This window comes from Pseudomonadota bacterium, assembly GCA_041395565.1.
Taxonomy (GTDB): domain Bacteria; phylum Pseudomonadota; class Gammaproteobacteria; order UBA9214; family UBA9214; genus UBA9214.
In genome coordinates this window covers 20,355-35,096 of record JAWLAI010000007.1, presented here as the reverse complement: position 1 = coordinate 35,096, position 14,742 = coordinate 20,355, and the positions used below count along the sequence as shown (strand labels likewise).

The window sequence follows — 14,742 nt, the reverse complement described above, 5'->3', positions numbered from 1 at the left end:
GGTTTTTTTGTGAGGTTGTCATGACCGACACCGGCAAGCCCGCGCTTCTCGTCACCGTCTTCTCCGACTACATCTGCCCGTTCTGCTACATCGGTGACCTGCGCCTCGATCGACTGCGTGAGCATTTCGACCTGAAGATCAACTGGATGCTGCTGGAAATTCATCCTGATACTCCAGCGGCGGGGATGCCCGTGGCCGCGCTCGGCTACAGTGACGAACGCTGGCGGCTGATGCTGGACAACCTGACGCGGCTCGCGGCGGAGGAGGGCGTAGCGCTGCGCCAGCCGCCGTTCAACGCGAATTCGCATCTGGCGCTGTTGCTGGCCGAGGCCGCCAAGCACGCCGGCGCCGACCTGTTCTACCGTTTGCACCGCCGCCTGTTCGAGGCCTATTTCGCACAGGGCCGCAATATCGGCGACGAACGGGTGCTGCGCGAGCTGGCGGCCGGTTGCGGGCTGCCGTCGGGTGTCGTCGAGGAGGCCTGGTCCGATCCCGTCCATGCCGCGCGGTTGCAAGAGAACCTCGTCGCGGCCGGTCGGTACGGCGTGCGGGCGACACCGACCGTTTTCTTCAGCGAGCAGCTGCGCCTGGACGGCGCGCTGCCGTACGACAGGTTCGTCGCGGCCGCCCGCGCGGGTTATGCCCTGCAACAGCAGCAGGCGCAGCAGCAATAGGCGTTGGGTCCAATCTGCAACAGCGGTCCCGCGCAAAGCGCCGGGGCGCAAAGCTTGGCATGCCGCGCAGGTCGCAGGGTACACCGCGAATGCTTGGGCGCGCTGGCGCCCCAGGCGGTTGGTAGCAGAGAGCTCCAAACGCTACCTCCCGTGCGGAAACGGGGCATGGCAGCGGACCGCATCCCCGTACGCCGTGAATCAACCCTGTGCTGGCTGTGGTGCGATGTATTTCTTTGCGCCTTTGCGCGAAACTGTATATATGGACAACAACCGCGCGACCATGCGCATCGACAAGTGGCTGTGGGCGGCGCGGTTCTACAAGACCCGGGCGCTGGCCACAGAGGCCATCAACGGGGGCAAGGTGCATGTCAACGGCAACCGCATCAAGCCTTCGCGCCAGATCGAGGCGGGTGACGTGCTCGCCATACAGAAAGGACCCTACCGGTTCGAGATCAGCGTGGTGCGCTTGTCCAGCCAGCGCCGCCCGGCGGAGGAGGCGCGTACCCTGTATTCGGAGTCGGAGCGGAGCGCCGCGGTGCGGCACGACCTGTATGCGCAGCGCCGGCTGGAAGGGCATAATCCCGTGCAGCGCGCGCGCCGCCCCGATAAGCGCACGCGGCGCCTGATTCACCGGTTCAAGCAGCGCGGTAGCGAATGACACGACCTGTCACACCGGCCCTGGCCGTGGATATCATCATCGAGATGGCCGATCGGCCCGGCCGTCCTATCGTGCTCATCGGGCGGCGCAATCCGCCGTACGGCTGGGCCTTGCCGGGCGGCTTCGTCGATCCTGGCGAGACGCTGGAAACAGCCGCCGTGCGCGAGGCGCGCGAGGAAACCTCGCTGGAGGTCACGCTCAGGCTGTTGCTCGGCAACTATTCGGCCCCGGATCGCGATCCACGCGGACACACCGTCAGTCCGGTCTACATCGCCGAGGCGCGCGGTGATCCGCGCGCGGCTGATGACGCCCGTCACCTCGCCCTGTACGATCCGCACGCGTGTCCGCCGCTGGCCTTCGATCACGGTCTGATCATCGCGGACTACCTCGCGTTCCTGGCAACCGGCCGGGTCGCGCCGCTGCGCTGAGCGCGACGATCCGGTCGCGGTTCGCATGCCCTTGCACCGACGCATGACATTGCTGCAGCTGCCGGTGCGGCGTATCGCCGTCTGGTTGCTGCTGCCGGTATTTGTCCTGCACAGCGGCTGCGCCGGCCTGCAGGTACGCGTGCCGACCACAGACTGGCAGGATACGCTCGGGCGCGTGGCCGTGGTCAGCGCCGGACATGCCGCGGACATCCGCTTCGAGGGTTTCGCGCACGGCAGGGGCGAGGGTGCCGCGCAGGGTGCCGGAACCACGTTCCTCGCCTGCATGGGCGGATTGGGGCAGGGCGGCAGCTGTTCCGGAGAATTCTGCGGCGCGGTCATGATCATCATGCTCGGCATCTGCACAACGGCCGGCGTGATCGGTGGCGTCGTGGGTGCCGGCACGGCGCAGGGCGCCGGCGCAGTGCAGCAGCGCGAGCAGCTGCTGGCCGGTATGCTGCAGCCTGCCACGATCCAGGACACGCTGGTGCACCGGGTCGCGACGCGGGTCACGGCGGCGGGTGGAAATCTGGCGCAACCACCGGTCGCGCTGCTGGAGCAGGCCCGGGCCGGGCAGGACTACCGGGTGCTGGCCGCTGCCGGCGTGGACACGGTGGTGGAGGTGGCGCTGACCCGCGCGGGTACGGCGGGAGGCGGTATCAACGCCCCCGTCAGGCTGGTCATGCAGGCGCAGGTACGGGTCGTGCGCACCGCGGACAACAGCGCGCGCTTCAGTGCGGATTACGAATACGCGGGACCGGCGCTGAAACTGCAGGATTGGTCGGCCGACCGGGGACGGGCGCTGCAGGCGGGCCTGGAGGCGGGCTACGCGGCCCTGGGCAGCCACATTCACGACAGCATCTTCCTGCTGTATCCCTTTCCCGACCGGTCCATGCATGCCGCCGGCGTACTGGCGGGTGCCTTCGGGCTGGCGCCGCTGGCGCCGGCCACCCGCGGCCAGCTGACCGGGACGGCGCTGATCGGCGACGCGTTCGAGTGGACCCGCGTCGACAGCCTGCATCCGACGCTGCGCTGGCAGTCCTTTCCGCGTGCGGGCGACCTGGAACAGGCGCCGGACCTGGCTGGCCGCATCCGCAACGTGCGTTACGATCTGGTGATCGCGCGCGAACGCAACCTGGCGCCGGCCGCGATCGTGTACTGGCGCGAGGGTCTGCTCGATGCGGCCCACACGGTGCAGGACGGCCTGCAGGCCGACAGCCGCTATTTCTGGACCGTCCGCGCCCGGTTCGATCTGGACGGGCGGGAGCGGGTGACGGAGTGGGCGACGACCAATTACCTGGCACAGGAGCGCCTGACCTCGCCATCGTCCTATTCCTACCGGTTCCGGACGCCTTGACGCGGCGGCCATGCATGGAGTTCGCGCGGCCGATTCCCTACACTATCCGGGCCTGACCACGCCACAAACAAGGAACACGCGCATGTCTGAATTCAACAACGTCACGGTCGTGAAACGCGCCAACATCTACTTCGACGGCAGGGTGACCAGCCGTACCCTGCATTTCCCCGACGGTTCCTTGAAAACGCTCGGTTTCATGCAGCCGGGCGAATACGAATTCAATACCGGGGATCCGGAGGTCATGGAGATCCAGTCGGGTGAGCTCGAGGTGCTGCTGCCGGGCAGCACGGCATGGCAAGCTGTCGGCGCCGGCGAATCCTTCAGCGTGCCGGGTGCCGCGGCGTTCACCGTGCGGGTCCATACCCCCACCGACTACATCTGCAGTTTCCTCCGGTAACGCCCCGGATTCCGGACGCGCACGTGGCCGCCGCCGGTAAAGCCGTGCTCGTCATCGGCTATGGCGAGATGGGGCATGCCATGGAGTCCCTGCTGGGCCAGCGCCACCGGCTTTCGTTCTGGGACATCCGGCCGCCGGCGGGCCATCCCCCGGTCGCACTGGAGGCGGCCGCGGGTGCCGCGGATTTCGTCATCTACTGCGTGCCGGTCACGCCGCTCGGCGCCCTCGCGGCCCGCGTGCTGCCGGCGTTGGCGCCGCATAGCATCTCGCTCAGCGTCGCGAAGGGTCTGGATGACCAGGCGCGACCGGCGGCGCAGATCCTGGCCGAGGTGTACGGTGGCGCGCGCCGTTACGGTGTCCTGTACGGTCCGATGATCGCGGAAGAGATCCGCGCCGGCCGTCCCGCCTTCGCGCAGACGGGGCTTGCGGCAGCGGCGGATTTCGTCGTGATCGCCGACCTGTTCGCCGGCAGCGGCCTGGCGCTGGAATACAGCGCGGACATCACCGGGATTTCCTGGTCCTCGGTGCTGAAGAATGTCTACGCCATGCTGTTCGGCGCCGCGGACGAGCTCGGACTGGGTGACAACGTGCGCGGCTTCCTCGCCGTCGCGGCATTGCGCGAGATGCAGGCCATCGTCGCGGACAGGGGCGGGCAGGCGGCAACCGCGCAGCAGCTGGCCGGGCTCGGCGATCTCATTACCACCGCCACCAGCGCGGGTTCCCACCACCGCGCGCTCGGACGCCGGCTGGCGCACGGTGAATGCGGCCGGCTGGCGGGGGAAGGCATCCACACCCTCGAAATGGTTGCCCGGTTCCGGCTGCTCGACACGCGGCGGTATCCCCTGTTCCGGCTGGTCCAGTCGCTGCTCGACGAACCCGGCGACGTCAGCCGGCAGCTCCGCGACGGCATCGCGCGCCTGTGCGGACAGGCCTAGTCTGCCAGGCAGCCAGGGTCCGGCGATGCCATGATTTTGTGGCGCGAAGCCAGTAGAATGCAGCGTTCGGAACGAGTTTGCGAAACGCCAGTATCAAGGAAATTCCATGCGTCCAGCCCAGCTGCTCACCGTGCTTGAACGCGAGTTTCAGGCCGCCGTCCACGGTCAACACACCCCGGTCATGCTGTGGGGGCCGCCGGGCGTGGGCAAGTCGCAGATGGTGGCACAGGTCGCCGAGCGTCACGGCATGCCGGTCATCGACATCCGCCTGTCGCAGATGGAGCCGAGCGACCTGCGCGGCATCCCGTTCCGTGCCGAGGGTCACGTGGAGTGGGCGGTGCCCGCCATGCTGCCGGATGCACAGCGCCACGGCGCCCAGGGCATCCTGTTTCTCGACGAGATCACCTCGGTGCCGCCGAGCGTCTCGGCCGCCGCCTACCAGCTGATCCTGGATCGCCGGCTCGGTGCCTACACGGTGCCGGACGGCTGGGCGATCTTCGCGGCCGGCAACCGCCAGGGCGATCGCGGCGTCACCTATACCATGCCGGCGCCGCTGGCCAACCGGTTCTCGCATTTCGAGGTCGACGTCAACCTCGACGACTGGGTGGCCTGGGCCTATGCGCACGACATCGACGAGCGCCTGATCGCCTTTCTGCGCTTCCGACCGGAGCTGCTGTTCGAGTTCGACCCGGCGCACAACCCGGTGGCGTTTCCGTCGCCGCGCTCCTGGGAATTCGCGCACCGCGCGCTGCACAAGTTCGGTGATCTGCCGGGCTTGCTCACCGAGGCGCTGCAGGCATGCGTCGGTCAGGCCGCAGGTATCGAGCTGTCTGCCTTCATCGAACACCTCGACAAGCTGCCCGACATCGACGCCATCGTGCGCGGCGAGAAGGTGCGCGTACCGAAGGAGACCGACCTGCAGTACGCGGTCGCCGCGGCGCTGGTCGGGCGCGCCATCCGGGCGCGCAGCGCGGACGATGCCGCCTTGGTATACGGCAACATCCTCGACTACGCCGGCACCTTTCCCCATCGCGAGATGGGCGTGATGCTGGTCTCCGACATGTACCGCGCCATCGGCCAGGACATCTTCGCCGTGCCGCAGTTCTCGAAGTGGGCGAACATCGTCGCGGACGTGATGCTGTACGACGGGTAATGATTTTTTCGCGCCAGGACCCCAGGGCGCAAAGATTACTGGGAATTACATAAATGGTTGACGATTTTTACCGTCATTCCGGCCAAGCGAGCTTGGCGAGCGCGAGCCGGAATCCAGTAAATATAGTGCAAATCTGGATTCCCGCCTGCGCGGGAATGACGGTAGTAAACAGTTTAACTGTCACTCATAGCTACCCCCGGTTTTTCTTGTATCACTAGAACCTATCTCAAAATTGGTTTTTCAGTTAGAAGCCGTCATGACCGCCTGCGCGGGAATGACAATAAGTTGTTCCTGCTACGTGAATCGGGATTGTGAGATTGGTTCTAGTGTTTTCATCCACTCAAATAGTCTCTGTGTCCGCTGTGCCCTCTGTGGCAATATGTTTTCATGCCCGATGACATCGAAACCAAGCTCTCCGCCGCGCGTACGCGCCTGATCCTCGACCGGCCGTTTCTGGGGGCGCTGGTGCTGCGCATGCCGATGCAGGCCGCGGATCCGAAATGGTGCAGTACCATCGGTACCGATGCGCGCGCGTTCTACTACAACCCGGCCTACATAGAGAGCCTCACCCTGGAACAGACCCAGTTCGCGCTGGCGCACGAGGCGCTGCACTGCGCGCTGTCGCATTTCGCGCGCCGCGAGCACCGCGACGTGCAGCGCTGGGACATCGCCTGTGACCTCGCCATCAACCCGATCCTCATCAAGGAAGGCATGACGGCGGTGCCCGGCGCGCTGTACAACATCGGTTACGAAGGCATGATGGCGGAGGAGATCTACCCGCTGATCAAGGAGAATCCCGAGCAGGAGCCGCATGACGAACACCTCTACGGCAAGGACTCGCAGGCGAGCCGGCAGCCGGAACAGGGGCAGGGCGGCGGGGCCGGGCAACCGGATGATGAGCGCGAGGAAGGCGGTGACGGCGGTGCCGGCGCGGCGCCGGAGGAGGCCGACAGCGGCGCACCCGCACCGCTCGGCGAGGCGGAGAAGGAACAGCTGGCCGTCCAGTGGCGCCAGCGCCTGGCCGGCGCCGCGCAGCAGGCCATGCAGGCCGGTAAGCTTGGCGGCTCGCTGCGCCGCCTGGTCGACCACCTGCTGCAGCCGCAGTTGCCCTGGCGGATGCTGCTGGCGCGTTACATGACCGCCGCCGCGCGCGACGATTACAGTTACATGCGGCCTTCACGCCGCGAGGGCGATGCGATATTCCCGAGCCTGCGCAGCGCACAGGCAGACATCGTGGTGGTGCTCGACACCAGCGGATCGATCAGGGCCCAGGAGATGCGCGAGTTCGTCACCGAGGTGGACGCCATCAAGGGGCAGGTGCGGGCGCGCATCACCCTGCTGGCCTGCGACGCGGCGCTCTCGCCCGGGGGGCCCTGGGTATTCGAGCCCTGGGAGAACTTCACGCTGCCGGCCGACATCCGCGGGGGCGGCGGCACCCGCTTCACCCCGCCGTTCGCCTGGCTGGAGGAAAGGCAGCGCTGCCCCGACCTGCTGGTGTACTTCACCGATGCCGAGGGCGAGTTTCCCGCCCGCGAGCCAGGCTTCCCGGTGCTCTGGCTGGTGAAGGGGCGCGCGACGGTGCCGTGGGGGCAACGCATCCAGCTGAATTGAGGCGCACACCCCGGGGCCCGGTAACGTGGATCAGCTGTCCGATACGCTCCGTGGCGGCCACGGCACCGCTGCAGGGATACGGCTGATTGTGACGCCTGATCGAGAAAGATTACCTATCGTATTAGTAATAAAGTAATAAATATCTCGTGCACTCGCGCCGGATGTGAATTCTGCGGCGCCATTTCCATGAATACCATGTATCCCCCCATTTATTCTGCTGACTGGTCATGTCGCAGGCGGGCAGGGATAATACGCCCACTTTTCGAACGCGAATTCCTGAACCTCTAAGGAGAACATTATGCGGGTTATCTTGCTGGGTGGGCCGGGCGCCGGTAAGGGCACACAGGCCAATTACATCAAAGAGCGCTACAACATTCCCCAGATTTCCACCGGCGACATGCTGCGCGCCGCGGTCAAGGCCGGCACCCCGCTGGGCATCGAGGCGAAGAAGGTCATGGACGCCGGCGGCCTGGTCTCCGACGACATCATCCTCGGCCTGATCGACGAGCGGCTGAAAGCCGACGACTGCAAGAACGGTTACCTCTTCGACGGTTTCCCGCGCACCCTGGCGCAGGCCGATGCGCTGAAGGACAAGGGGGTTGCCATCGACGCCGTGGTCGAGATCGACGTCGATGACAACGAGATCATCAAGCGCATGAGCGGCCGCCGCGTGCACCTGGCCTCCGGCCGTACCTACCACGTCGTGTTCAACCCGCCGCAGGCGGAAGGCAAGGATGACGAGACCGGCGAACCGCTGATCCAGCGCGACGACGACAAGGAAGAGACCGTGCGCGCCCGCCTCAAGGTCTACCACGATCAGACCGAGCCGCTCATCGCCTACTACTCCAAGTGGGCTGCGGCGGGCGGCGCCGGCGCGCCGAAGTACGTCAAGATCAACGGCATCGGCAAGGTCGATCAGATCCGCGATGCCATTTTCAAGGGACTGGACAACTAGTTGTGTCAGTTATCTCGAAACGAGGCCGGCAATGCCGGCCTTTTTTCGTGGCGCGGCGCGCGCGGTTAGTACCTTCGTACCTCTGTCCCTTGGCCTGCCTTAGCTGTTACACTCTGACCGTCAAATAGATGACATCCTGTTGTAGCAAAGTACGCTAAGCACCTGTTTAAACGAACAATGCAAATGACGGGCTGGGCGTGCAACTGAACACCCTGTAAGGTTGGGCCAAGAATAAAACAGGACAGGGAGTGTCCTGCACTGACCCATGGACAGGCAGGAGACTTTATGGCGGGTTTGGACAGACCGGAGGAAATCGACCCCAGCGGCATGCGCAAGCTGCTGCAGCTGCTCGGGTCGCTGCGCAATTCGCCCGCTGGCGCGGTCATCTACCGCCAGGTCGAGGGCATGCTCGAGGACATGGCGGCCAGTCATCTCGCATCCGAGATGGCCTACGCGGGTTTCGTGAACGTGCTGCTGGATGCCTGGAACGCGCACAATGCGCCCGGGACCTCGGCCTATCTGCAGATCAAGCTCCTGCAGGCCCGCCTGCAACCGCCGCTCACGGCGACCGAACTCGCCACGCTGCGCACCAGCATCGACGACTGCGCCCGCGACATGGATGCGGCCACGGCGTTCGATTCGGCTGCCATGCTCGATGCCATCCGCCCCCTGCTGGCCGCATTCGGCATCGACGCCGTGCCGGAGGCCCCGCAGCATTACCCCGCAGTGGAAAGCTTCGTCCAGGAGCCAACGGCCAGTGCACCGGAGCCGGATGTCGGGCTGGAGCCGGAGGACGACGCCGCCCTGGAGGTGGTCGAACATCTTGCCGAGCTGCCTGCGCAGCCGCTGGCAGCGGCATCGACGCCGGCGGCAGCCGAGCCTGCAGGGCCGCCCGAATTCGAGGCGGCCGCGGCTGGCGAGGCGGAAGCGCCAATCGCGGCACCCGCACCGATCACACCGGCACCGGCAGAGGAGACGGCAGCCGGGATCGAATCCGGGATCGGTGCGGCTGCCGAGGGCGTGGCCGGGAGCGACGCCGCCGCGGCCACGCCGGCGCCGGAGGCCGTGGTGCCGCCAGCCGACAGCGCTGCCGCTGACACCGCCGAGATCGGCACCGACATACCGGCCGGATCGGATCTCCAGAGCCTGCATCGCAGTGCGCTGGAGGCGCGGCGCGAGGATATCGCCAAGCTGCAGGCGACCCTCGGCGAACAGGTGATCGATACCATTTCCAAGAACGAGGAGTTCGGCATCGTACTGGAAAAGACGCTCGACGAACTGCGCCAGGTCGATGAGGGCGCGGAGCTGGAAAATCTGCGCTGGAAGCTGATCCGCGAGGTGGAGAAGGCGCTCGGCGGCCATCACGATCTGGCGGACAAGCTCGACACCACGCATCACTACCTGCAGTTGTACGAATCCGACAGCCGCAAGCTCAGCGACGAGCTGACGCGCGTGCGCCTGCTCAGTCTGACCGACGAACTCACCGGCCTGCCGAACCGGCGTGCCCTGATGCGCCGGCTGGAGGACGAGGTGGCACGCGTGCAGCGTTATGGTTTCCCGCTGTCGTTCGTGCTGATCGATCTCGATCACTTCAAGGCGGTGAATGACGAGCACGGCCATGCCGCCGGCGACGAGGTGCTGCGCGTCTACTCGCGCAACATCCTGTCCATCTTCCGTCATCACGACATGGTCGCCCGTTACGGCGGCGAGGAATTCGCCGTACTGCTGCCGAACACCGATTCGGACGGCACCATCCGCGCGCTGAACAAGGTGCGGCGCCGCGCCAACGAGACGCGCTGGCAGACCAACGGTACGGTACGTGATGTGCCGACCTTCTCGGCCGGCGTCTCGCTCTACAAGCCGGGCGAATCGGCGAGCGCCTTCATCGAACGCGCCGACAAGGCGCTGTACCGGGCCAAGCGGCTCGGCCGCAACCGCATCGAGCTGGACATGACCTATCAGCAGGAAAGCAGCGACGTGACTCCGCGACGTCGCAGTTCAGACTAGAACCTGTCTCTGCATTCCCCGCGGCCGCGACCCGGCAGAGCCGGCAGCCTTGCCGCGACCCGGGCGACACATGCGAGGGGCCTGAACCCGGTACCGGGTTTTTCATGGTGACTGCGATATACTGTGGCGCAAGGACAGTCGCGGAGAACCGTTATGGCAGTGATCGAACTCAGCAAAGACAATTTCGAGAGCACCATCACCGGAAACGACATCGTGCTGCTGGATTTCTGGGCCCCTTGGTGCGGTCCCTGCCGGCAGTTCGCGCCGGTGTTCGAGAGCATGTCGGACAGCCACGCGGATGTCGTATTCGCCAAGATCAATACCGAGGAGGAGCGCGAACTCGCGGCGCATTTCCAGATCCGGTCCATACCCACGCTGATGGCGTTCCGCCAGCAGATCATCGTGTTCGCGCAGCCAGGCGCGCTGCCGCCGGCGGCGCTGGCCTCCGTCATCGAGAAGGTGAAGGCGCTCGACATGGACGATGTCCGTCGCCAGATCGCGGAACAGTCTGCCGGGGAAGGCGGGCGGGCATGAAGCGGATGCCAGTGATCCTGCTGTTACTGTTCGGCCTGGGCGGTGCCGCGGCGGTCCTCGGCGCCGAGGAACCGCGCTATCACCAGGTCAACCTCGACGCGCAGGCCGTCGCACAGGTCAGCAATGACACCATGAACGTGAGCATGCACACCTGGGGCGAGCACCGTGAGGCGGCGCAGTTGGCGGCGCAGATCAACGGCGACATGGAATGGGCGCTGGCACTGGCACGGCAGTACCAGGCGGTCAAGGTCAGCACCGGTGGGTACCAGACCTGGCCGCTGTCGTCCAAGGACGGGCTCAGCACCCGGGGCTGGCGCGGCCAGCAGACGCTGACGCTGGAGAGCCGCGACAGCGATGTCCTCAGCCAGCTGGTCGGGCAGCTGCAGCAACGCCTGAAGCTCGATGCCATGAACTTCACCGTGTCCGACGAGCAGCGCGCAGCGGTCGAGAACCGACTCATCGACACGGCACTGGAAGCATTCAAGACCCGCGCGGGCATCGTCAGCGCGAACCTCAAGGCCGGCGGTTACAAGATCGTCACCATCACGATCGGCACCGCGGGGCAACAGCCGCCGATCATGTACCGCGCACGTGTCGCCGCCATGGCCACGGAGGCCGCGGACGCGCCGGTTGCGGTGGAAGGCGGGGAGAGCGAGGTGAGGGTGACGGTGAGCGGTACGGTGGAACTGGAGCTGCCGTAACGGCCGCCCACCGGCGCGGTGCTGTCCCTGGCATGCTGCCGTATGCGGACGCGCCTGTGCGGCTGCAGCGCGGCGCGCGCGGGAGCGTGAGACGGGGAACCACTGCTCAACTTGTCGTTGCGGGAAGCGCGGTGACGCAGCGATCTCCTAGCGGTCGATACCATGCAGAGATTGCATCGCGCCGTGCGCTATGACGGGAATTGCCCGCTGATTCAGCAGCCTCACAGGCGCCGGTGCCGCCGTGCAGCGTATCCTTCCCGGCCAGGGCGGCGCGCCCGGCCGTACGGATAGCCGCAGTACCGGTATCTGTTGCCGCCGTTTCCTGCTATAAACGTCGCGTTCTGGTTGCCTGTCGGTTCCGCTGCCCATGTTCTCCGCGCTGAGCGAATCCCTGAAGACCGAGCGTTCGCTCGCGAGCATCCGTTCGAACATCCTGGCCGGTCTGACCGTGGGCGTGATCGCGCTGCCGCTGTCGATGGCGCTGGCCATCGCGGTCGGGGTGCCGCCGCAGCACGGCCTCTACACCGCCATGATCGCGGGCAGCGTCATCGCCCTGACCGGCGGCTCCCAGGTCAATATCTCCGGGCCCACGGCGGCTTTCGTCGTGGTGCTGCTACCCATCGTGCACCAGTACGGGCTTGGCGGCCTGCTGGTGAGCGGCTTTCTTGCCGGGATCATCCTCGTGCTGATGGGCCTGGCGCGCTTCGGGCGCCTGATCGAGGTCGTGCCGTATCCCGTCATTATCGGCTTCACGGCCGGCATCGGGGTGGTGATCGCGACGCTGCAGGTCAAGGACTTCCTGGGCCTGGACATCCCGTCGCTGGACGGGCATTTCCTGGACAAGCTGGCGCTGATCGTCCGCTCCCTGCCGACGCTCGCGTGGCGCGAGCTGCTGGTCAGCATGGTGACACTGACCATCCTGCTGCTGTGGCCGCGGTTGCGCACGCGCTTCCCGGGTCACCTGGTCGCGCTGCTGGCCGGCAGCCTGGTCGCCTGGCTGCTGGGCCGGCTCGGCGGCGATTACAGCATCGCGACCATCGGTAGCCGGTTCCACTATGATATCGCTGGCATCGCGGGCAACGGGATCCCGCCGCTGCTGCCGGCCTTCGCCTGGCCCTGGAATCTGCCGGGTGCAGACGGCCAGCCGGTCGGATTCAGCTTCGCGCTGCTCAATACCCTGCTGGGCTCCGCCATCACCATCGCGATGCTGGGCGCGCTCGAATCGCTGCTGTGCGCGGTGGTCGCCGACGGCCTGTCGGGCAAGCACCACCGCCCGAATGACGAACTCATCGGTCAGGGTCTGGGCAACATGGTCGCGGCGCTGTTCGGCGGAATCCCGGCAACGGCGGCGATCGCGCGCACGGCGGCCAATGTGCGCGCCGGCGGCTCCTCGCCGCTGGCTGCCATCGTGCATGGCCTGTTCATCTTCACCGCCATCATCGCCCTGGCGCCGCTGCTGGCGTACATCCCGATGGCATCGCTGGCGGCCCTGCTGCTGATGGTGGCCTGGAACATGAGCGAGGCCAAACACTTCCTGCGCATCATCCGTATCGCGCCGCGGGACGATACCATCGCGCTGCTGACCTGTTTCACGCTCACCATCGTGTTCGACATGACCATCGCGGTGGCAGTCGGTATGGGGTTGGCCGCGGTGCTGTTCATTCGCCGCAGCATCAGCCTGACCGAAAGCCGGCTGGTCACCTCGGGCTACGGTCACGACATCGATCTGCCCGCGCAGATCGCGGTGTATGACATCAACGGGCCGCTGTTTTTCGGCTCCGCCCAGAAGGCGATCCGGATCGTCGCGGCGGCTTCACCCGATATCAGGGTCGTGATCCTCGACATGACCGAGGTCACCATGCTCGACATGAGCGCGATCGTCGCCCTGGAAAGCATTACCGAGTACTTGAGGAAGAAGGGCATCGGGCTGGTGATCAGCAACCTGCTCCCGCGCATCATCCTGAAACTGGGGCGGGCCGGCATGCGCCCCGCACCCGGGGTGCTGCAGTATGCGCGCGACATGCGCGAGGCGGCGGGCATGGCAATGGAGTTGCTGGGGCGGGGCAGCGGCCACGCCAAGCCGTAGCAGGCAATGTCGATCCCGGCAGCGGGGTGCGCGCGGCGTGACCAGGTTGGCTGGCGCGGTGCTATTCCCCGACCAGGTCCGGCTCACCGCAGTATTTCGCGATCTCGTGGCGGGCCGCGTCGCGCAGGTCCAGAGCGACCTGCCAGCCTTCGCCCTGGGGCTCGATCGGCGGGCAGATCGTGACCTTGAGACGACCACGGCGCGGGAACCAGTCATCGCCGCGCACCATGTCCCGGGCCCCGCTGATGGCCACGGGCACCACCGGTACGCGCGCGCGCGCGGCGGTGACGAAGGCGCCCATGCGGAACGGCTGCAGGCCCGCGAAGGTCGTGAAGGTGCCTTCGGGGAAGAATACGATGGACTGGCCGTTACGCGACTTGTTGGCGATGCGCGCGACGTCGCTGCTGCCCTTGTTGGCGTTGAAGCGGTCGACGAACTCCACGCCGAAACGCTGCAGGATCAGCCGTACCGGCAGGTTGCGCGCCAGCTCGCCCTTGACGATGAAGTGGATGGGCACGTCCAGCGCCGCGGTGACGATGAACCCGTCCAGGTAGCTGGCGTGGTTGGCGACGATGATCTGCGCCCGGTCGGGATCGAGGTGTTCGTGGCCGCTGACTTCCAGCGGCGTGAAGGTGCAGTACATCAGCATCCGGGCGCACCAGTGCGCCAGCTTGCGCCGGCCGTGCTCGAACGGTGTGCAGACCACGAGCACCCAGGCCAGCAGCGCCAGGACCGTGAACACGGGCCAGGTATAGATCGCATACAGCCACTCGCCGAGGCTGTGGCCCGTCCCGCTCGTCGCGGCGGCTGCCGGGTTGCCGAAATCCCCCATCAGCAGGTCGGCGGCCGCATTGCTGCCGTTCGGTTGCGGACAGGGCCGATAGCCGCCATCGTCGGCAAACGCGGCGCGCACGGCCCGCATGAGGTCGCCGGGCGTGGCGGCGCAGACGCCGGCGCCATCGGCCAGCGCGATGTCGAGCGCCTGCTCGATCCGCACGTGCAATTCGGAGCGCGCGATACTGTCGAGACCGAGCTCACGTTCCAGGTGGGTGTCCGGCGTGAAGTGCAGGTTCCGCCACTTCGGATGCACCTGGCCCACCATGTCACGGACGATCGCGAGCAGGGCACTCATCTCCGGCGGCGTGCGCCCGGTTGCGCTTGGCAGGGGTCGGTCGGTCATGGTTGCGGTCAGGTAGCGCTGATCGTATTGTTCACGGGTGCAGAATATCCTGATCCCGCCCCGCCGTGA

Annotated in this window: 14 protein-coding genes; 13 read left to right on the top strand and 1 reads right to left on the bottom strand. The window is 66.4% G+C overall.

Annotation, left to right across the window (positions count from 1 at the left end; all coding sequences use genetic code 11):
- The first annotated feature begins 20 nt into the window (after positions 1 to 20).
- The 13 genes from R3F42_11915 (at position 21) to dauA (ending at position 13,493) form a co-directional block, all read left to right on the top strand.
- A complete protein-coding gene (locus R3F42_11915; GenBank protein ID MEZ5542737.1) occupies positions 21 to 674 on the top strand; it encodes a DsbA family protein in 654 nt (217 codons plus the stop codon).
- Positions 675 to 933: 259 nt separating this feature from the next.
- The gene (locus tag R3F42_11910) at positions 934 to 1,332 is read left to right on the top strand and encodes a S4 domain-containing protein (GenBank protein ID MEZ5542736.1); all 399 of its coding nucleotides are present in this window, start codon (positions 934 to 936) and stop codon (positions 1,330 to 1,332) included.
- A complete protein-coding gene (locus R3F42_11905; GenBank protein ID MEZ5542735.1) occupies positions 1,329 to 1,760 on the top strand; it encodes an NUDIX hydrolase in 432 nt (143 codons plus the stop codon). Before R3F42_11910 ends, R3F42_11905 begins: the two co-directional genes overlap by 4 nt.
- Before the next feature lie 43 nt (positions 1,761 to 1,803).
- On the top strand, positions 1,804 to 3,114 hold the full coding sequence (locus R3F42_11900; protein ID MEZ5542734.1) for a hypothetical protein: 1,311 nt from the start codon (positions 1,804 to 1,806) through the stop codon (positions 3,112 to 3,114).
- Positions 3,115 to 3,196: 82 nt separating this feature from the next.
- Positions 3,197 to 3,511: a pyrimidine/purine nucleoside phosphorylase gene (locus tag R3F42_11895; protein ID MEZ5542733.1), complete on the top strand. Its 315-nt coding sequence runs from the start codon at positions 3,197 to 3,199 to the stop codon at positions 3,509 to 3,511.
- Positions 3,512 to 3,534: 23 nt separating this feature from the next.
- Positions 3,535 to 4,446 (top strand): hypothetical protein, encoded by a 912-nt coding sequence (locus R3F42_11890; protein MEZ5542732.1) that lies wholly within the window; start codon positions 3,535 to 3,537, stop codon positions 4,444 to 4,446.
- Between the two features lie 106 nt (positions 4,447 to 4,552).
- Positions 4,553 to 5,599, top strand: a complete 1,047-nt coding sequence (locus R3F42_11885) for a MoxR family ATPase (GenBank protein ID MEZ5542731.1) — start codon at positions 4,553 to 4,555, stop codon at positions 5,597 to 5,599.
- Between the two features lie 387 nt (positions 5,600 to 5,986).
- On the top strand, positions 5,987 to 7,210 hold the full coding sequence (locus R3F42_11880; protein MEZ5542730.1) for a VWA-like domain-containing protein: 1,224 nt from the start codon (positions 5,987 to 5,989) through the stop codon (positions 7,208 to 7,210).
- 298 nt (positions 7,211 to 7,508) lie between these two features.
- Positions 7,509 to 8,165, top strand: a complete 657-nt coding sequence (gene adk / locus R3F42_11875) for an adenylate kinase (GenBank protein ID MEZ5542729.1) — start codon at positions 7,509 to 7,511, stop codon at positions 8,163 to 8,165.
- 285 nt (positions 8,166 to 8,450) lie between these two features.
- On the top strand, positions 8,451 to 10,172 hold the full coding sequence (locus tag R3F42_11870) for a GGDEF domain-containing protein (GenBank protein MEZ5542728.1): 1,722 nt from the start codon (positions 8,451 to 8,453) through the stop codon (positions 10,170 to 10,172).
- 153 nt (positions 10,173 to 10,325) lie between these two features.
- Positions 10,326 to 10,706, top strand: coding sequence for a thioredoxin (trxA, locus tag R3F42_11865; GenBank protein MEZ5542727.1), 381 nt, complete (start codon positions 10,326 to 10,328; stop codon positions 10,704 to 10,706).
- Positions 10,703 to 11,407 carry an SIMPL domain-containing protein gene (locus tag R3F42_11860; GenBank protein MEZ5542726.1) on the top strand — a complete coding sequence of 235 codons (705 nt, stop codon included), beginning with the start codon at positions 10,703 to 10,705 and terminating at the stop codon, positions 11,405 to 11,407. Before trxA ends, R3F42_11860 begins: the two co-directional genes overlap by 4 nt.
- 367 nt (positions 11,408 to 11,774) lie before the next feature.
- Positions 11,775 to 13,493: a C4-dicarboxylic acid transporter DauA gene (gene dauA / locus R3F42_11855; GenBank protein MEZ5542725.1), complete on the top strand. Its 1,719-nt coding sequence runs from the start codon at positions 11,775 to 11,777 to the stop codon at positions 13,491 to 13,493.
- A gap of 61 nt (positions 13,494 to 13,554) precedes the next feature.
- Here the strand turns inward: dauA and R3F42_11850 are convergent, their stop codons facing one another.
- On the bottom strand, positions 13,555 to 14,673 hold the full coding sequence (locus R3F42_11850; protein ID MEZ5542724.1) for a 1-acyl-sn-glycerol-3-phosphate acyltransferase: 1,119 nt from the start codon (positions 14,671 to 14,673) through the stop codon (positions 13,555 to 13,557).
- Between the last annotated feature and the right edge of the window lie 69 nt (positions 14,674 to 14,742).